The organism is Nonomuraea turkmeniaca (genome assembly GCF_005889735.1).
GTDB classification, from domain to species: domain Bacteria; phylum Actinomycetota; class Actinomycetes; order Streptosporangiales; family Streptosporangiaceae; genus Nonomuraea; species Nonomuraea turkmeniaca.
In genome coordinates this window covers 1-17,542 of sequence record NZ_VCKY01000223.1, presented here as the reverse complement: position 1 = coordinate 17,542, position 17,542 = coordinate 1, and the positions used below count along the sequence as shown (strand labels likewise).

Genomic DNA, 17,542 nt, shown 5'->3' with positions numbered 1-17,542 from the left:
CACCACGCCCGCCCCCGACGACGCATCGGGTGCGCCGGATGCCGAGGCCGCCGACGATAGCGCCTCGACCACGGCGGCCACCGAGACCGCCGCCTCGACCGATGCCGGCGCCATCGCCGGCGACACCCCTTCCTCCGCCACCACGGCTGACCCGGCGGCGACGCCCGCCGCGAGCGGCGGCGGGCGGCGGGTCGGGCAGGTGACCCGGGCCCGCATCGCCGGCGCGCTGGCCGCCATGCTGGTGGCCGCCGTCGCGGCGACCGCCGTACTGCAGTGGTTCGCCGCCGCCCAGGCCGACGACGCGCGGGCCAAACTGGAGGCCGAGCGGGCGCTGCGCCTGGAGGTGTCCGGGGCGGCGAGCGCCTTCAGCAAGGCCCTGCTCAGCTATGACTACCGGGACCTCCAGACCACCCGAGCGACCCTCACCGCCCAGGCCACGGGCGACTTCCAGGCCACCTACGACACCGCGTTCGGCGGCGCCATGGCCCAGGTCATCGTGAAGCTCAAGGCAGTCTCGCAGGCCACCGTGCGGGAGGTGTACCTGGCCGACGTGGACGAGGCGACCGCGCACGCCATCGTCGTGGTCGACCAGCAGGTGAACACCTCGGAAGCGATCCGCTCGGTGAAGGATTCGCACCTTAAGATCGCTCTTGTGATGGAAAAGGGCACCTGGAAGGTCCACGACGTGACCGTGCTCGGCGCGGCCTCCGAGGACCAGTACAAACTCGACGCCGGCGACCCGAAGAAGAAGGACTGACCATCGACCCCGTCGCGATGGGCGGCCACCCGGACGAGGTGCGCGCGCCGGAAGAATGGCTCACCGACGTGGAGCGAGAGCGAGCGGACCGGTTCAGGTTCCCGGAGGACCGCGCCTGCTTCGTCGCCGCCCACCTCCTCGCCCGGCTCTGCGCCGCCGCCGCGCTCGGCGGTGACCCCGGCGAGCTGACGCTGCTGCAGCACTGCGACGTGCACGGACCCGGGCACGGCAGGCCGTACCTCGAACAAGCCCCCGAGCTGGGCCTCAGCTTCAGCCACACCCGCGGGTACGTGTGCGCCGCGGCCGGGCGCGGCAAGGTCGGCGTGGACGCCGAGCGCGTGCCGGCGGGCCCGCTGGACGAGATGCTGGCCGACCGGGTCCTCACTGCCCGCGAACGTGCGCTGATCACCGGGAACGACGACCTGATCAGGCACTGGACCCGCAAGGAGGCGCTGATCAAACGCGGCGAGCTGTCGCTCGACCGGCTCGGCGAGGGCGGCGACGACCTGGACGGCCGCCATCTGCTGGAATGGCGCGCCGAACCCGGCATCAGGGTGGCCGTCGTCGCGGACGCCCCGGTCAGGAGGCTGCCCATCCCGCGGATAGGCTGAAAGGCATGTTCTACCGCAAATCGGTCGAGGAGCGAATCGCCGACCGCATGGCCAAGCGCAAGCCGCTCGAGGAGGGCAAGACCTTCGAGCACGGGCCGGCCAAGTTCGTGTTCGTCTCCTTCGTCGTGCTGGTTGTCCTCATGCACGTCATCGGGATCGCGGTCGCCATGGAGTTCACCACCTGAGCCACGGCCGGGTCGAGGACGTGCGATAGATTGGAGATCATGAGCGCGCCTCGCTGGCTTTCACCCGCCGAACAGCGTGCCTGGCGCACGCATCTGGCGCTGCACCGACTGCTCATGCACCGGCTCGACCGCGAGTTGCAGGAGCACTCCCTCTCGTTGAACGACTACGAGATCCTCGTCAACCTGTCGGAGAGCCAAGGACGGCGCATGCGCATGAGCGACCTGGCGGAAGCGACGATCCAGTCGCGCAGCCGCCTGTCGCACCAGATCTCCCGCATGGAGGCCAAGGGCCTGGTGACCAGGGAGGACTGCCAGGACGACCGGCGGGGCACCTTCGCGGTGCTGACCGACGAGGGCTGGGAGACGATCCAGCGGGTGGCGGCGTTCCACGTGGCGAGCGTGCGCGAGCACTTCGTCGACCGGCTCACCGACGACCAGCTCAACGCGATCGAGGCGGCGTTCACGCCGATCGTCGAGCATCTCAAGAAGCTGCGCTGACACCCAACCGATATCCGCGACGGCTCACGGCGTTCCCAGGCGCTCGCTACGATCCGGGCATGCTCAGAAAGCTTCTGATCGTGGCCGTTCTCGCCCTGGCGCCGGCGTGTTCGTCGAGCGGCGGCGGGGCCGAGTTGCCCGCCGGACCGGACCTGATGAAGAAGGCCTCGGAGGCCATGAAGACGGTCAAGTCGGCCACCTTCTCGATCGCCACGGAGGGCAAGCCGAAGGTGCCCGTCAAGAAGGCCGACGGCCGGCTCACCGCCGCCGGTGACGCCGACGGGACGATCACGATCGACATCCTGGGCAGTCTGCAGGAGGTCACCTTCGCCCTCATCGGGGACACCGTGCACTTCAAGGGCCCGACGGGCGGCTTCCAGAAGATGACCAGGCAGCAGCTGGCGCAGTTCTACGACCCGTCGGTCATCCTCGAACCGACCAAGGGCATCGCGAGCCTGCTGTCCGCGGCCACGGACCCGAAGGTCGAGGGGGTGGAGGGCGGCTCGTACCGGGTCGCCACCACCTTCCCCGGCCAGGTGGTCGGGCAGATCGTCCCGGGCGTCACGCAGGGCGTGAACGGCAAGGTCTGGGTCGACCAGGCCACCAGCAGGCTCACCAAGGCCAGCCTGCCGCTGCAGGACGGCACGGTGACGGTGTCGTTCAGCGACTACGACGCGCCGGTCACGATCACGCCGCCCGCCGCCGGATGAGGTCCGCCCGCCGGGTCGCGCTCGGCGCGGGGGGCGCGGTGGTGCTGCTGGCCGCGCTCGACGCGTACGTGGTGGTGACCGTTCTCATCGACGTCGCCAGGGACGTGGGCGTTCCACTGAACCATCTGGAGCGGGCCACGCCGATCGTCACCGGCTTCCTGCTGGGGTACGTCGCGGCGATGCCGCTGCTCGGCCGGCTCTCCGACCGGTACGGGCGGCGGCCGCTCATCCACGCCTGCCTGGCCGCGTTCGCGATCGGATCGGTGCTGACGGCGCTGGCGGCGGGCGAGGTGATGGTGGTCGCGGGGCGTGCCGTGCAAGGGGTGGCCGGCGGGGCGCTGCTGCCGATCACGATGGCGCTCATCGGCGACCTGTGGGACGAGCACGAGCGGCCCCTGGCGTTGGGTGCGGTGGGGGCGGCTCAGGAGCTGGGGAGCGCGCTCGGGCCGCTGTACGGCGGGCTGCTGGCGCTGATCCCCAGCACCATGGTCGCGGGGGTGGAGCTGGGCGGCTGGCACGCCATCTTCTGGATCAACGTCCCCCTGGCCGCCCTGGCGGCGCTCGCGGTCCAGCTCACGGTGCCCGGCCGCGCCACCTCCCCCGGCACGACGCTATCGGAGGCTGATCCAGGCGATGCGCCGGGCGGTGCGCCGGGCGGTGCGCCAGGCGGTGCGCCAGGCGCGGCGGGTCACTCGGCGAGCGTGACCGGGCGGGTCGACGTCGTCGGGGGGGTGTTGCTGGCGTTGGCGCTCGCGCTGCTGGTCATCGGGCTCTACAACCCCGACCCGGCCAAGGCCGTCCTGCCGCCGTGGGGCCTGCCCGTGATCGCGGTGGGAGCCGCGGTGGCCGGGGTCTTCGTCTGGTGGGAGATCCGCTCCCCGGTCCGCCTGCTCGACCTGTCAGGCACCCGCAAGGGCCCGCTGCTGGCCACCCTGGGCGTGAGCTTCCTCGCCGGCGCCGCGCTCCTGGTCACCATGGTGTTCGTCCAGTTCACCGCCCAGACCCTGCTCGGCGAGGACGCCTTGGGCGCGGCGCTGGTGCTGGCCAGGTTCCTGGCCGCGCTGACCGTCGGCGCACTGCTCGGCGGCCTCCTGGCCCGCAGGCTGGGCGAGCGGGTGGTGGCGGTGGCGGGCATGGCGTTCGCGGCGATCGGCTACTGGCTGATGAGCCGCTGGCCGCTCGACCTGGCCGGCGCGGGTCTCGTCGTGGACGTCGACCTGGTCGTGGCCGGGCTGGGCCTGGGCGTGGTCATCGCCCCGGTCTCCTCCGCGGTGCTGCGGGTGAGCCCGGCGGCCCAGCACGGCGTGGCGTCGGCGGCGGTCGTGGTGGCCAGGATGATGGGCATGCTGATCGGCATCGCGGCCGTCTCGGCGTGGGGTTTCTACCGGTTCCAGTCGCTGACCGCGCATCTGGACACGCCGCTGCCGTTCGGCGTGGACCCGGAGACCTACCAGCGGCGGCTGGCCGACTACACCGCCAAGGTGCAGGCGGCGCTGCACACCGAATACACCGAGATGTTCCTCGTCACCGCGTTCATCTGCCTGCTCGGCGCGGCGGTGGCTCTGCTTATGCCCCGCCGCGCCGAGCACACTCACGCGATCTGAGCGGACGCCTACGGCGACAGGCGGTGGAGGTCGCGCGGGAACGCGGTCGTCTGGCGGATGTTGGCGGCGCCCGTCAGCCGCGCCGTCCACCGCTCCAGCCCCAGCGCGAACCCGCCGTGCGGCGGCATCCCGTACCGGAACGCCTGCAAATACCCCTCGTACGGCTCCACCGGCTCCCCTCGCTCACCCAGCGCCGCCAGGTAGTCCTCGTACGCATGCAGCCGTTGCCCGCCCGTCACCAGCTCCAGTCCCCGGAACAGCAGGTCGAAGCCGTTGGAGTGCCCGGGCCGCAAGGGGTCGGGGTGGGTGTAGAAGGGCCGCTTCGCCATCGGATACCCGGTGACGAACAGGAACTCCGACCCGTGCTCCCGCACCGCCCACTCCGACAACCACCGCTCCTGCGCCGGCGCCAGGTCGGGCTCGTCCGAGGAGGTCAGCCGCTGGGCCTCGGTGAAGTGGATGGCCGGGATCTCGGCGGGCACGGCGGGCAACGCGACCCCGAGCGACGAGACCGCGGAGGCGGCGCGGTGGCGTACCGACTCCAGCATGCCCGCCACCACGTCCCGGAGCACCGCCATGACGTCCCGGTGGTCGGCGACGAAGCCCAGCTCGGCGTCCAGGCTCGTGTACTGGGCGAGGTGCCGCACGGTGTCGTGCGGCTCGGCGCGGAAGACCGGCCCGACCTCGTACACCCGCTCGAACACCCCCACCATCGCCTGCTTGTAGAACTGCGGCGACTGCGCGAGGTAGGCGGGCCGCCCGAAGTAGTCGATGCCGAAGACGTTCGCGCCGGACTCGGTGGCCGAGGCGACGATCTTAGGTGTGTGGATCTCGATGAAGCCGAGCCGGTCGAGCGTCTCACGGAACCCGGCCACGCTCGCGGCCGAGATCTCCAGCGGCGCCCGCAGCAGCGGGTGGCGCAGCGCGACCGGCGCGTGGTCCAGGATGGTCGGCAGCGCCGCGGGCACCACCGGCCGGTAGAGGTCGAACGGCGGCGGCGCGCCAGGTTCGGCCAGCACCTCGATCTCCGGCTTGACCAGCTCGACGCCGCCCGGCGCCTGCGAGGCGGCGGCCACGGTGCCGGTGATCTGGACGACGTTCTCCTCGCCCGGCAGGTCGCCACCGGCGACCACCTGCGCCAGGCCGGTACGGTCCCTGACGACGAGGAAGGACACGGATTTCAGCTGCCGGCGGCGATGGACCCAGCCGGCGATCGTCACTCGTTGACCCGCGTGCTCGGCGAGCTCCGCGGTCATGACACGAGAGATCATTACAGCTCCTTCAAGAGGATGCGCATGATCCCTTGGAAGTGCGGGGGAGAAGGGTTACTCCCGGTGCCACCGCACTTTCACCGCCCCGCGGACGGCGGGGCGGCCTCGGCGACCCGATGACGGGGGTCAGACCGGCGGGGCATTTCCTCCCCGCACTCAGGAGTGTCTTCGCCCGCGGGGCGCGGGGCCGCCTTCGCAGCTGCCGGCGGCTCTCTGGACCCACGTGGGCCCGCGGCTACTCGTCTCCCTCGACGTTTGCCGTCGATCTTACGGTCACGCCCGAGCCACCGGCAAAACGATTACTTGTCCTTCTTGCCCCGCTTCTCGCGGATCTTCATCGTGACCTCGATCGGCGAGCCGGCGAAGCCGAACTCCTCCCGGATACGCCGCTCGACGAAGCGCCGGTAGGTGTCCTCCAGCCACCCGGAGGTGAACAGGACGAACTTGGGCGGCTCGACCGACGCCTGGGTGGCGAAGAGGATCTTCGGCTGCTTGCCGCCCCGGACCGGCGGCGGCGTCGCCTGCACCAGCTCGGTCAGGAACGCGTTGAGCCGGGCCGTCGGCACCCGCGTGGACCAGGAGTCGAGCGCCTTCTCCAGAGCCGGGACCAGCCGGTCCACGTGCCGCCCGGTCTTGGCGGAGATGTTGACCCGCAGCGCCCACGGCGTGCGGACGAGCTGCCGGTCGATCTCCTTCTCCAGGTAGTAGCGGCGGTCCTCGTCGACCAGGTCCCACTTGTTGAAGGCCACCACCATGGCTCGCCCCGAGTCGATGACCAGGCCGATGATGCGCAGGTCCTGCTCGGTGAGCGGCTCGCTGGCGTCGATCAGCACGATCGCCACCTCCGAGCGCTCCAGCGCGGCGCGGGTGCGCATGGCGGCGTAGAAGTCGGCGCCCTGCAACTCGCGGTCGCGCCGCCGGATGCCGGCCGTGTCGACGAAGCGCCAGGTGCGCCCGCCCAGCTCGATCAGCTCGTCCACGGGGTCGCGGGTGGTGCCGGCCATCGGGTCGACCAGCACGCGCTCCTCCCCCGCCAGCTTGTTGAGCAGCGAGGACTTGCCCACGTTGGGCTTGCCGAGCAGCGCCACCCTGGCCGGGCCGCGCTCGGCCCCGAAGGTGACCTGCGGCGTCTCGGGCAGCGCGTCGAGCACCACGTCGAGCAGGTCGCCGCTGGCGCGCCCGTGCAGCGCCGAGACGGGGTACGGCTCGCCGAGGCCGAGGGACCACAGCCCGGCGGCCTCCAGCTCCAGCTGCTGGTTGTCGACCTTGTTGGCGGCCAGGATGACCGGCTTGCCCGACTGGCGCAGGATCGAGCCCACGATCTCGTCGGCGTCGGTCGCGCCCACCGTGGCGTCGACCACGAACACGATCACGTCGGCCAGCTCGACCGCGACCTGGGCCTGCTCGGCGATGCGCAGGCTCATGCCGGTGGCGTCGGGGTCCCAGCCACCGGTGTCGACCACCGTGAAGCGGCGGCCGCGCCAGTTGGCGTCGTAGGTGACGCGGTCGCGGGTGACGCCCGGCACGTCTTCGACGACCGCCTCCCGGCGGCCGATGATGCGGTTGACCAGCGTGGACTTGCCGACGTTCGGCCGTCCTACGATGGCGACGACCGGCAGCGGCGTCGTATCCGCGTGCTCGGTGATCTCAAGGTCGTCGAGGTCAGCCTCGACCCAGTCCCCCGTTGTCACGAAATTTCATCCTTAATGTGAGTACCGCACCCGACAAGCGTCAGGTGCGCTCCTTGACCAATCTCAGCACCTCCGCGATCACTTCTTCGAGAGTGAGCGCGGTGGTGTCGAGCTCGACGGCGCCAGCCGCCATCGAGAGTGGGTCCGTCTTGCGTGTCGAGTCCAAGGTGTCACGCCTGGCCATGGCCTGCTGCTGCGCCTCCACCGTCGTGCCGGCCAGCTCGGCGCTGCGCCGCTGGGCGCGCGCTTCCGGGCTGGCCGTCAGGTAGACCTTGACGGCGGCGTCGGGGCAGACGACGCTGCCGATGTCGCGGCCCTCGACCACGATGTCGCCGGCGCCGATGATCTCCCGCTGCAGCGCGACCAGGCGTACTCGCACCTCGGGAACGGCGGCGACGGCGGAGACCGCGCCGGTCACCTCGGCCTCCCTGATCGGCCCGCCCACATCGACGCCGTCGACGTGGATCGCGGGGCCGTCGGGGTCGGTGCCGGAGACGATCCGCGGCTCGCCGCAGCGGGCCGCGATCGCAGCCGGGTCGGCCAGGTCGACGCCCTGCTGGAGCACCCACCAGGTCATCGCGCGGTACATGGCCCCGGTGTCGAGGTAACGCAGGCCCAGCGCGCGGGCGACCCCGCGCGAGACGCTCGACTTACCCGACCCCGAAGGGCCGTCCATGGCGACGACCAGACCGCCCACGGTCTCTCCCTCTTCACGTTTTCCGTCCAACTTGACGAGGGTACCGTCTCCGGCTCAGTCGACGATCCAGCTCCCGTGGAACCCGAGCGGCACACGGGCCGGCAGGTGCACGGTGGCGATGGGCTCGCCGGTGAAGTCCTGCGCGGACAGAATCACCAGGTCGGCCGCTCCCCTGGCCGGGTTGTTGACGTAGGAGAGCACGTAACCGTCGTCCTCGGCCGCGCCGGCGGCGACGAAGACCGGCTCTCCGACGTAGGCGCCCCGCCCGAACTGCCGGGACTCCTGCGTGCCGCGCTCCAGGTCGTGCTTGATGAGCGTGTTGTCGAACGCCTCGTCCGGCAGGTCCTCCAGCTCGGTGTCCGCCGGGTAGATCACGTCGGTCAGGTCGCGGGTGGCCGCGGTGTAGCCGTAGCGGTAGGCCCGGCCGGTGAGCCGCTCGTCCATGCGCGGGAACTCCTGCGCCCGGTCGTCCAGCCGCGTCCGGGCGACCTTGCCCGCGCCCGGGTCGATCCGCCACCGGTCGAGTGTGGGCGTGCCGCCCAGGTCGAGCCGCGCGTCCACGAACCGCTGGGGGTAGCTCACCAGGTCCACGACCACCTCGTCGCCGTCGTCGTAGGCGTTGAGCGTGTGGAACACCCAGCACGGATCCACGTCGACCCAGCGCACCTCACCCGTGACGCGGGACAGCAGGCCGACCCTGGCGCCGTGGGCGTCGTTCCACGCGTACGGCAGCGGCATGCCCTTCTCGGCGTGGGCCATGCTGAACGTGACCGGCAGGTCGTAGATCACGACGTACCGCTCGGTGAGCGCGAAGTCGTGCAGCATCGGCGCGTCGGCGATCGGGATGTCCCTGACCTGCGTCACCTTGCCCGTCGCGTCGATCACGATGTGCTGGTGGTGGTCCCAGCCGAAGAAGTACGCCATGGCGTGCAACTCGCCGGTGACCGGGTCGGCGTGGGTGTGGGCGGCGTACCCGCCGGGCAGGCCGCCGCCGAAGTCGCACGCGCCGATGGTGTCGAGCTCGTAGCTCAGCTCGTACGGCAGCGAACCGGCCTCGACGGTCGCGAATGTACGCCCGGCCAGCCCGATGACGTGCGTGTTGGCGGCGAAGTCCATGCCGCCGTGCGTGGGCCCCGGTCTGGGCTCCTCGCCCAGCCGCCGGGCGACGGCGGCGTTGCGGACCCAGCGGTTGCGGTACCACTCGGCACGGCCGTCGCGCAGCCGCACGCCGTGCACCATGCCCTCGCCGACGAACAGGTGGCTCGCGCTCGGGTCGTCAAGGCTGAGCGGGTTGGGGCCGTTGCGCAGGTAGCGGCCGTTGAGCTCGGCCGGGATGCGCCCGGTGACCTCGAGGTCGAAGGCCGTGATCTCCTCGGTGACCGGTGCGAAGCCGCCCCGGAAGGGTGTGGTGGTCATGATGCGCTCCAATCGTCGGGAGGAAGCAGATAAGGAGCCAGCACCGCGGAGCAGAGTGCCCGGCTGCGCTGTGCCGCGTCGGCCTCGTGAAAGAATCCCGAGATCTCCAGGCTCACGGCGCCGTGGACGGCCATCCACAGCAGGCCGGCGATCTCCTCGGCGGTGCCGCCGCGCAGCAGGCCGGCGTCCATGCAGTCCTGAACGGCGCGGACCAGTATGTCCAGGGTCCTGCGGGCGGCCGGCCCGGCCTCGCCGCCGGGCTTGAACCCGGGCATGGCGCCCATGAACATGACGCGGTAGTAATCCGGCTCGGCCAGCGCGTAGTCCCGGTAGGCGTCCAGGCCCGCGCGCAGGTCGGCCAGCGGGTCACCCTGGGTGGGCGCCGCGATCAGCCGGCGCTCGAACCGGCCGAACCCCTCCACCCAGAGCGCCTCGCCGAGCCCGTCCTTGCCGCCGAAGAGCGTGTAGATCACCTTCGTGGAGCAGCCGACCTCGCCGGCGATGCGCCGCACGGTCAGCGCAGCCGGCCCCTCGGTGACGAGCAGGCGCGTGGCGGCATCGAGAATGACCGCCCGGACAACGTCCTGCCCTTCTTGCTGCGCTCGCTGGTACGCGGTGATCGTCATGCGTGGTAACGCCGTTTCTTATCGGTAACACTGTTACCGCTCTTTCTACGTCACGCCCGCCCGCATGTCAACGGCGTACCGGAGGACTAAGGGCGTGCCTCCCGGAAAGTGACCTTGTGTGGCAGACGGAGCGCGGGTCACGGTCGTGGTGGCCAGCAAGGACAGGCTGCGGGCGCTGGCCCGTTCACTCCCCCTGCATCCGCGCCCGGTGATCCTCGTCGACAACGGCTCGACCGACGGGACGCCGGCGTTCGTCCGCAAGCACTTCCCCGACGTGCAGGTCGTCGAGGCGGGCACGAACCTGGGGGCGCCCGCGCGCAACGTCGGCGTGCGGCTGGCCGAGACCCCGTACGTGGCGTTCGCGGACGACGACTCCTGGTGGGCGCCCGGCGCGCTCGATCGGGCCGCGGACGTGCTGGACGCCCATCCGCGGCTGGCCGTCCTCGGGGCGCGCGTGCTGGTGGGGCCGGAGGAGCGGCTGGACCCGGTGTCGGAGCAGATGAGCAGCTCCCCGCTCGGCGTGGAGCCGGATCTGCCGGGGCCGAGCGTGCTGGGCTTCCTGGCGTGCGGGGTGGTGGTGCGCAGGAAGGCGTTCCTGGACGCGGGCGGATTCGATGACGTGATCTTCTTCTTCGGCGAGGAGGAGCGACTGGCCGTCGATCTGGCGGCGAGGGGGTGGGGGCTGGCGTACGTGGACGACGTCGTGGCGCACCACCATCCGTCGCCGTCGAGGGACCCGCGCGGCAGGCAGGTGCTGGCGGCGCGTAACGCCGTGCTGACCGCCGTGCTGCGTCGGCCGTGGCGCGTGGTCGCCCGGCGCTCCTTCGACGCGCTGCGCGGCGGCCCCGCCGGCTGGGAGGGGCTGCGTACGGCGGTGCGGCGGTTCCCGCGCGCGCTGGCCGCACGACGCGAACTCCCCCTCGCGGTGGAACGGGCCCGCCGCCGGCTGGAACGGGCCGATGGGTGATCAGCGGGTCGGACGAGCTGACCGCGTATCACCAGCGCGTCGTGGAGCCCGGACGAGCCTGCCAGGCGCCACGTGGGGCTGCGTAACGTGCTGTGGTTCACCGTCGCAGGCCGGCTCCCGATCCCGCCGTTACGTCTCGTGCACGAGGGGCAGCAGGCGTCTATGAGTACTGCACCGAATCCGATCGACCTGCAGAAACACCTGAGCGGCGTGGACTATCCCGCCAGTAAGGACGATCTGGTCAAGGCCGCGCGCGACCACGGCGCCGGCGACGACATCGTCAAGGCCCTGGAGGCCATGCCGGACCGCGAGTACGACGGCCCGAACGCCGTCAGCCAGGCGGTCACCAAGAGGTGACACGAGGGCGCGGCGGGCGAGATTCACCGGCTCGTCCGCCGCGCTGTCACCGCCCGCCACCCCTGCACCCTGGGCCCGGTGCCCGACGCCCCGCCGGACGCCCGCCGCGTCATTCGGCTCACTTGAGCCCGGCGGTCAACGCGAACACCCAGACCGGCACCAGACCCCGCTTGAGCAGCTTGAACGTCACCATCGGGCTGCTGGTCACCGTCTCCTTGTACACGACGGCCGCCCGCCCCGTCAGACGCGCCCGCCGCGGGCTGTCGTCCGGCCGGGTGAACTGGATGGCCGCGTCCTTCCTCCCCAGGCTGACGGGCTGGTGTATGTACCCGAACCGGAACGGCTTGGGCGTCCTGCCCCGAAGCGTGGCGGCCAGCGAGTCGGCCGCGTGCAGCCCGGTCGGGATGCCGCCCTGGCAGGTGCCGTGCAGCACCCCGAACGGCTGGCTGACCGCGGCGGCGTCGCCCACGGCGTACACGTCGGGGTGGGACACCGACCGCAGCGCGGAGTCCACGACGATCCTGCCGCGGGAGTCGACCGTGAGCCCCGATCGGCCAGCCACGGGCAGGCCCTTGGTTCCCGTGGTCCAGAGCGTCGCGTCGGACTCGATCAGCTCACCGCCGGTCAGCTCCACCGCGTCCGGCAGGACCTTGGTGATGTCCGCCCCGGACCGCACCTCGACACCGAGCCGCGCCAGCGTGGCGTCCAGGTAGGCCCGCGCCCCGGGACCCATCATGGCGCCAGGCCTGCCCCTGGTGACGAGGACGACGTGCAGGTGCGGGCGGTTCTCGGCCAGCTCGGCCGCCGACTCGACGCCGGTCAGCCCGCCCCCGGCCACGACCACGGTGCCGCTCATGAGCCCGTCGAGCCGCTCGGAGAGCCGCACGGCGCTCTGGTAGTCGTCGTACGTGTACGCGTGATCGGCCACGCCCGGCACCGAGTCGTCGGTCGCGGTGCCGAGCGCGTAGATCAGCTTGTCGTAGCCGAGCACGCGCCCGCCGTCGAGCCGCACCTCGTGCCGCCCGGCGTCCAGCGCGACCACGCGGCCCTGGACGAACTCGACGCCGGTGCCCGCGAGCACCTCCTCCAGCGCGTGGTCCGCCAGTGTCTCCCCGGCCGCCGTCTGATGCAGCCGGAGCCGCTCGGTGAACCGCGGCGAGGCGTTCACCAGCCTGACCTTGCCACCGATGCGGCGCGTCCTGACGGCGACTCTGATGGCCGCAGCGATCCCGGTGTAGCCGCCGCCGAGTACGAGAATGTCGGTCACTTTCCTTACCTCCTCGATTCAACCCAGAGGACGTATCGAGGAAGCGCCGATGTGACATCGGCTCAGCACACCCCGGCGAACCCGCAGCCGAGCCGGCCCGCGGACATGTCACTCACCGGCCGAAGCCCTGGTCGCGAGCGGATGCCCCCACTCGTGGGGTGAATCGTGACGCGCGAGCGGATGCCACCTTTGCCGGGGCACAAGCGGTGAGGGCAGTGGCTCAGGGAACCTGCCAGCCGCGTTCGCGCAGCGCGTCGGCGAGGGGGGTGACGGCGTCGGGCTGCACGGACAGCTCCGCGATACCCAGCGGAAGCCCGGGAGCGTGCTCCAGGCGCACGTCCTCGACGTTGACCCCCACCTCGTCGCACACCTGGAACAGGCGGGCGAGCTGGCCGGGCCGGTCGCCGATGACGACCTGGACGACGGCGTACGAGGAGGCCGGGCCGCCGTGCTTGCCGGGGATGCGGTCGTGGCCGACCACGCCGCGCTTGAGGAGCTGGGTCAGCTCCCCGGTGGCGGTGCCGTCGCCCTCGGCCAGGGCACGCAGCGCGGTCGCGGCCTCGGCAAGGTCGCGCGCGACGGCTTCGAGGACCTCGGCGACCGGGGTGGCGTTGCCGGACAGGATGCCGAGCCACAGCCCAGGGTCGCTGCCGGCGATCCTGGTGACGTCGCGTACGCCCTGCCCGGCCAGCCCGAGCGCGACATCCGTGGCGTCGGCCAGGCGCGCGGCCACCGCGGAGGCGGTCACGTGCGGCGCATGAGAGACGACGGCCACCGCGCGGTCGTGGTCCTCGGCGTTCACCTCGACCGGTTTGGCCCCGCACAGCTCGACCAGCCGCAGGACGGCCGCTTTCGCGTCCGGGTGGGCCTCCTCCGTGGGGCAGAGCGCCCACGGGCGGCCCAGGAACAGGTCGTCCCGCGCGGCGCCAGGGCCGGACTTCTCGCGACCGGCCAGCGGGTGAGAGGCGACGTAGGTCCCCAGATCACAACCGAGCTGCTGGGCCCGGTTGATGGGCTCGGCTTTGACGCTGGCGACGTCGGTGTAGAACCTGGCCACGCCGTGCTGCTGCAACTCCAGCAGCTCGGACGCCACGTGGGCCGGGGGCACCGCGATGAGCGCCAGGTCCACCTTCTCCTGGGCGTCCCACTCCTCGCCCGCGCCGAGCTCCCGTGCCAGCCGTACGGCTCCCTGGTCGCGGTCGGCGAGCAGGACGCGTACGTCGCGCTTACGCAGCGCCAGCGCCGCGGAGGTGCCGATGAGACCGGTGCCGACGACGAGCACGGTACGAAGTTCCATCTCGGTGTCCTGATTTGTCGGGCCGTTAGGTGAGGTGAGTGTCTCTGGTGGTGCTTGTCAGCCGCTTACTGCGCGATGTCCTGCCGGAGCGCCACGGCGCCGCGCAGGTAGACATGCTGGATCTCGGCCCGGGGACGATCGGTCTCGACGTGGGCCATCAGGCGCACCACGCGCGGCAGCGCATCCGGCACGTCGATCTCGGTGCAGCAGATCAGCGGCACCTCGTGGAAGCCCAGCTTCCGCGCCGCCAGCGCGGGGAACTCGGCCGTCAGGTCGGGCGTGGCCGTGAACAGCACGCTGATCACGTCGTCCGTGGTCAGCTGGTTGCGCTCCATGATCGCGCTGACCAGCTCCGTCGTACCCGCGACGATCGAGTCACGATCATTGGCGTCGACCTGAATCGCTCCGCGGATCGCCCGCACCATCTGGTTCGTCCCCTTCTCATAGCGGGAGAGCCCGTGCGGAGAATCGCACGGGCTCCTGCGTTCCGGCCAGATTACAGCTTTACGGCTGCGTACAGTTCGCCGACCTCTTTCAAGGACAGCCCGCGTACGGTCCCGGGCTTGGTACGGCCCAGCTTCACCGGGCCGAACTCGATCCTGGCCAGGTCGATCACCCGGTGCCCGGCCTCCTCCAGCATGCGCCGGACGACGTGCTTGCGACCTTCGTGCAGCACGATCTCGACCAGCGCCTGCTGGCCGTGCTCCTGCACGATGCTGAAGTCGTCGGCCCTGGCGAGGCCGTCCTCCAGCTCGATGCCCTGCTTGAGCCGGCGCCCCAGGTCCCTGGGGATCGGCCCGGGCACCTTGGCCCAGTACTTCTTCTGCACGCCGTAGCTGGGGTGCGTCAACCGGTTGGCCAGCTCGCCGTCGTTGGTGAGCAGCAGCAGGCCCTCGGTCTCGGTGTCGAGCCTGCCCACGTGGAACAACCGCGGAGCCAGCTCCTGTACGAAGTCCGCCAGGCACGGGCGGCCCTGCGGGTCGACCATGGTGGACACGACCCCGATGGGCTTGTTCAGGGCGTAGTAGACCAGGTCGGGCGCGGTCGGGATGCGCTTGCCGTCCACGTGGATGACCTGGGTCGCGGGGTCGACCTTGGCGCCGAACCGGCGTACGACCTGGCCGTTCACGGTGACGCGGCCCTCGCCGATCATCTCTTCGCACGCCCTGCGGCTGGCCACGCCCGCCTGCGCGAGCACCTTCTGCAGGCGTACGCCGTTCGGCACCTCGGTGGTGTCGCGCTCGTCGGTGTAGCCCTCGGGGTAGAAGTTACGGTCGCGGAGGGGCTGGCGGGCCGCCTTGATCCGGTCCCGCTGCGGGCTGCCGACGGTCTGCACGTCGTCGCGCCTGGGGGCGCGTCCGCCGCCGGTGCGGGTGTCGCGGGCGGGACGGGCATCGCCGTCCCGCCTGCCGAAGCGGGCACGGGTCGAGGACTCGGCCCGGGGGGCGACATCCCCGGCCGGGCCGCGCGACGTACGCTCGGCTCCCCTGCCGTCGCGTCCGCCGTAGCCGCCTTCCCTGCTGTCGCGTCCGCGGTAGTCGGCGTCCCTGCGTCCGCTGTAGTCGGTCGCCCTGCCGCGCCCGGTGCGGTCCGTCTCCCTGCGACCGCTGCGGTCGGCGCGGAACCCGCCCCGATCGGCGCCGCGCTCGTCACGACGGTCGCCACCGAAGCCGCCACGGTCATCACGCCGCTGGCCACCGAAGCCACCGCGACCGTCACGACGGTCGCCACCGAAGCCGCCACGGTCATCACGCCGCTGGGCACCGAAGCCACCGCGACCGTCACGACGGTCGCCACTGTAGCCACCACGCTCGTCACGACGCTGGGCACCATAGCCACCACGGTCATCACGACGCTGGCCACCGAAGCCACCACGGTCATCACGACGCTGGGCACCGAAGCCACCACGACCGTCACGACGGTCGCCACTGTAGCCACCACGCTCGTCACGACGCTGGGCACCATAGCCACCACGGTCATCACGACGCTGGCCACCGGAGCCGCCACGCTCGTCGCCGCGGCGGTCGGAGCGGTAACCATCCCGGTCGCCGCGGGGACGCTCGTAGCGGTCGCCGCCCGAACTCCGGTCGTCTCGATCTCCGCGAGGCCACGAGTCGCGGTCACCGCGGGAGGTGTTGCGACCCTCACGGTCGTCACGTGCGGGTCGATCGTCACGCGGGTATCGGTCCTCGCGCTCGCCGGCCCGGCCGTACCGGGCCCGGCTTCCGGACCGGTCGGCGCGGAGGGAGTCGCGAGAGGGCTGGGCGTCGCTCACGGAGTCGCGGCCGTACCCACGGCCGCGGTCGTCACGTCGAGCGCCGCCACGGGAGTCGTCACGAGAACCGCTCCGGAAGTCGTCACGGTCGGAGCGGAAGGCGGGACGTCCGTCGCGGCCGGCACTACGGCCCGAGCCGCCGGTACGTCCACGACCGCGTCCATCACCGGACGGGGTGCTTCGCCTGTTGATCACTTTGTTGTCTCCTCGAGATTTTCCACGTCGTCGGGGAGGAAGGGAGCGAGCTCGGGGAGCTCGCTGAGATCCCGCAGTCCCAGACGTTCAAGGAAGTATGTGCTTGTCCGGTAGAGCACTGCCTGGCTCTCCGGGTCGGTGCCGGCCTCTTCGACCAGCCCCCTGGCGACGAGCGTCCGCATGACCCCGTCGCTGTTGACGCCACGCACGGCGGCGACGCGGGCCCGGCTCACCGGTTGCCGGTAGGCCACGACCGCAAGTGTTTCGAGCGCGGCCTGGGTCAACCGCGTCTGCTGGCCGTCGCGTACGAACCGCTCGACCAGCGGCGCGCAGTCGGCACGTGTGTAGAACCGCCAGCCGCCCGCGACTTCTCTCAGATCAAAACCCCGTCCGACAGCGGTATATTCCGCCGCCAGCCCCCGCAAGGCTGTGGACACCTCATGGGTGGGCCGCTCCAGCACCTGTGCCAGGGTCACCTCGGCGACAGGCTCGTCAACAACGAGCAGGATAGCCTCCAACGCCGCCTCGAGCGTCGGCCCCCCAGCGCTACCCTGCTCCGCCTCCGTATCGTCGTCCTCCGACCCCCTGGTCACGTCATCCTCTGACGTCCCCGTCACGTCGAAGCCGGCGTCCTCACCGGCACTGCCGTCCCCGGCCGCACGCGTTGCGCCGAACTCCAGCCCCCCATGTCCCGCCGACCCGGCGCCCGAAGTCGCCGCCTCCGGGGTCGCAGCCGGAGAGCCGGCCGCTTCGGGAGCCGTGTCCGAAGACCCCGCCGCCAGGCCCGCGGCCGGAGAGTCGCCCCCGGGCTCGACGTCCTGACCGGCATCCAGGTCCTCGGCCACACGCGTTGCGCCGAACTCCACACCACCGCGCCCCGCCGGCCCGGCGCCCGAAGACGCCGCCTCCCGGGCCGCGGCCGAAGGGCTGGCCGCCGGGTCGGAGGCCGGCGAGCCCACGTCCGGCGAGCCCACGTCCGGCGAGCCCACGTCCGGCGCGTCGTCCGACGCCGCGTCGGCCTCAGCGGCCGGCGTGTCCTCCACCGTGTCATCGCCCGGAGTCCGCGGTGACGGCTGGACGAGGGAGCCCGGCAAGGTCATCCAGGCGGGGAGTGGAGG

Annotated in this window: 17 protein-coding genes and 1 pseudogene; 8 read left to right on the top strand and 10 right to left on the bottom strand. The window is 71.7% G+C overall.

Annotated elements, in window-relative coordinates:
• The 6 genes and pseudogenes from ETD86_RS55970 to ETD86_RS42755 form a co-directional block, all read left to right on the top strand.
• A pseudogene (locus ETD86_RS55970) lies at positions 1-757 on the top strand (hypothetical protein); the annotation flags it as partial.
• Between the two features lie 17 nt (positions 758-774).
• Positions 775-1,368, top strand: a complete 594-nt coding sequence (locus ETD86_RS42775) for a 4'-phosphopantetheinyl transferase family protein (RefSeq protein WP_138672349.1) — start codon at positions 775-777, stop codon at positions 1,366-1,368.
• Positions 1,369-1,373: 5 nt separating this feature from the next.
• Entirely contained in the window at positions 1,374-1,553 is a 180-nt protein-coding gene (locus ETD86_RS42770) for a hypothetical protein (RefSeq protein ID WP_138672348.1), read from the top strand.
• A gap of 39 nt (positions 1,554-1,592) precedes the next feature.
• The gene (locus tag ETD86_RS42765; protein WP_138672347.1) at positions 1,593-2,051 is read left to right on the top strand and encodes a MarR family winged helix-turn-helix transcriptional regulator; all 459 of its coding nucleotides are present in this window, start codon (positions 1,593-1,595) and stop codon (positions 2,049-2,051) included.
• 59 nt (positions 2,052-2,110) lie between these two features.
• Positions 2,111-2,761 carry an LppX_LprAFG lipoprotein gene (locus ETD86_RS42760; RefSeq protein ID WP_138672346.1) on the top strand — a complete coding sequence of 217 codons (651 nt, stop codon included), beginning with the start codon at positions 2,111-2,113 and terminating at the stop codon, positions 2,759-2,761.
• Positions 2,758-4,365 (top strand): MFS transporter, encoded by a 1,608-nt coding sequence (locus tag ETD86_RS42755; protein WP_138672345.1) that lies wholly within the window; start codon positions 2,758-2,760, stop codon positions 4,363-4,365. The genes ETD86_RS42760 and ETD86_RS42755 overlap by 4 nt, the downstream gene beginning before the upstream one ends.
• Positions 4,366-4,373: 8 nt before the next feature.
• Here ETD86_RS42755 and aspS read toward each other — a convergent pair whose 3' ends face one another.
• From aspS to ETD86_RS42730, 5 genes are all read right to left on the bottom strand, one after another.
• A complete protein-coding gene (gene aspS / locus ETD86_RS42750) occupies positions 4,374-5,636 on the bottom strand; it encodes an aspartate--tRNA(Asn) ligase (RefSeq protein WP_138672344.1) in 1,263 nt (420 codons plus the stop codon).
• 299 nt (positions 5,637-5,935) lie between these two features.
• On the bottom strand, positions 5,936-7,327 hold the full coding sequence (der, locus tag ETD86_RS42745; protein ID WP_138672343.1) for a ribosome biogenesis GTPase Der: 1,392 nt from the start codon (positions 7,325-7,327) through the stop codon (positions 5,936-5,938).
• A gap of 40 nt (positions 7,328-7,367) precedes the next feature.
• Positions 7,368-8,024, bottom strand: coding sequence for a (d)CMP kinase (cmk, locus tag ETD86_RS42740; RefSeq protein WP_138672342.1), 657 nt, complete (start codon positions 8,022-8,024; stop codon positions 7,368-7,370).
• A 54-nt stretch (positions 8,025-8,078) separates the two neighbouring features.
• A complete protein-coding gene (locus ETD86_RS42735) occupies positions 8,079-9,440 on the bottom strand; it encodes a carotenoid oxygenase family protein (protein WP_138672341.1) in 1,362 nt (453 codons plus the stop codon).
• Complete coding sequence (locus tag ETD86_RS42730) at positions 9,437-10,066, bottom strand: TetR/AcrR family transcriptional regulator (protein WP_138672340.1); 630 nt, start codon at positions 10,064-10,066, stop codon at positions 9,437-9,439. Before ETD86_RS42730 ends, ETD86_RS42735 begins: the two co-directional genes overlap by 4 nt.
• A gap of 118 nt (positions 10,067-10,184) precedes the next feature.
• Between ETD86_RS42730 and ETD86_RS42725 the strand changes: the two genes are divergently transcribed.
• Both ETD86_RS42725 and ETD86_RS42720 read left to right on the top strand, forming a co-directional pair.
• Positions 10,185-11,033 (top strand): glycosyltransferase family 2 protein, encoded by an 849-nt coding sequence (locus tag ETD86_RS42725; RefSeq protein ID WP_246149122.1) that lies wholly within the window; start codon positions 10,185-10,187, stop codon positions 11,031-11,033.
• Positions 11,034-11,195: 162 nt separating this feature from the next.
• The gene (locus tag ETD86_RS42720) at positions 11,196-11,390 is read left to right on the top strand and encodes a DUF2795 domain-containing protein (RefSeq protein ID WP_138672339.1); all 195 of its coding nucleotides are present in this window, start codon (positions 11,196-11,198) and stop codon (positions 11,388-11,390) included.
• A gap of 118 nt (positions 11,391-11,508) precedes the next feature.
• Here the strand turns inward: ETD86_RS42720 and ETD86_RS42715 are convergent, their stop codons facing one another.
• From ETD86_RS42715 to scpB, 5 genes are all read right to left on the bottom strand, one after another.
• The gene (locus ETD86_RS42715; RefSeq protein ID WP_211370661.1) at positions 11,509-12,657 is read right to left on the bottom strand and encodes an NAD(P)/FAD-dependent oxidoreductase; all 1,149 of its coding nucleotides are present in this window, start codon (positions 12,655-12,657) and stop codon (positions 11,509-11,511) included.
• A 220-nt stretch (positions 12,658-12,877) separates the two neighbouring features.
• A complete protein-coding gene (locus tag ETD86_RS42710; RefSeq protein WP_138672337.1) occupies positions 12,878-13,954 on the bottom strand; it encodes a prephenate dehydrogenase in 1,077 nt (358 codons plus the stop codon).
• 65 nt (positions 13,955-14,019) lie between these two features.
• The gene (gene aroH / locus ETD86_RS42705; protein WP_138672336.1) at positions 14,020-14,379 is read right to left on the bottom strand and encodes a chorismate mutase; all 360 of its coding nucleotides are present in this window, start codon (positions 14,377-14,379) and stop codon (positions 14,020-14,022) included.
• A 71-nt stretch (positions 14,380-14,450) separates the two neighbouring features.
• Positions 14,451-16,229, bottom strand: coding sequence for a pseudouridine synthase (locus tag ETD86_RS42700; RefSeq protein ID WP_138672335.1), 1,779 nt, complete (start codon positions 16,227-16,229; stop codon positions 14,451-14,453).
• 191 nt (positions 16,230-16,420) lie between these two features.
• Entirely contained in the window at positions 16,421-17,041 is a 621-nt protein-coding gene (scpB, locus tag ETD86_RS42695; protein ID WP_425465694.1) for an SMC-Scp complex subunit ScpB, read from the bottom strand.
• Between the last annotated feature and the right edge of the window lie 501 nt (positions 17,042-17,542).

Bases quoted from the DNA above. Each gene is read 5' to 3' on its own strand.
- ETD86_RS42775 (WP_138672349.1), top strand. From the start codon at position 775: ATGGGCGGCCACCCGGACGAGGTGCGCGCGCCGGAAGAATGGCTCACC.
- ETD86_RS42770 (WP_138672348.1), top strand. From the start codon at position 1,374: ATGTTCTACCGCAAATCGGTCGAGGAGCGAATCGCCGACCGCATGGCC.
- ETD86_RS42765 (WP_138672347.1), top strand. From the start codon at position 1,593: ATGAGCGCGCCTCGCTGGCTTTCACCCGCCGAACAGCGTGCCTGGCGC.
- ETD86_RS42760 (WP_138672346.1), top strand. From the start codon at position 2,111: ATGCTCAGAAAGCTTCTGATCGTGGCCGTTCTCGCCCTGGCGCCGGCG.
- ETD86_RS42755 (WP_138672345.1), top strand. From the start codon at position 2,758: ATGAGGTCCGCCCGCCGGGTCGCGCTCGGCGCGGGGGGCGCGGTGGTG.
- aspS (WP_138672344.1), bottom strand. From the start codon at position 5,636: ATGATCTCTCGTGTCATGACCGCGGAGCTCGCCGAGCACGCGGGTCAA.
- ETD86_RS42735 (WP_138672341.1), bottom strand. From the start codon at position 9,440: ATGACCACCACACCCTTCCGGGGCGGCTTCGCACCGGTCACCGAGGAG.
- ETD86_RS42730 (WP_138672340.1), bottom strand. From the start codon at position 10,066: ATGACGATCACCGCGTACCAGCGAGCGCAGCAAGAAGGGCAGGACGTT.
- ETD86_RS42720 (WP_138672339.1), top strand. From the start codon at position 11,196: ATGAGTACTGCACCGAATCCGATCGACCTGCAGAAACACCTGAGCGGC.
- ETD86_RS42710 (WP_138672337.1), bottom strand. From the start codon at position 13,954: ATGGAACTTCGTACCGTGCTCGTCGTCGGCACCGGTCTCATCGGCACC.
- aroH (WP_138672336.1), bottom strand. From the start codon at position 14,379: ATGGTGCGGGCGATCCGCGGAGCGATTCAGGTCGACGCCAATGATCGT.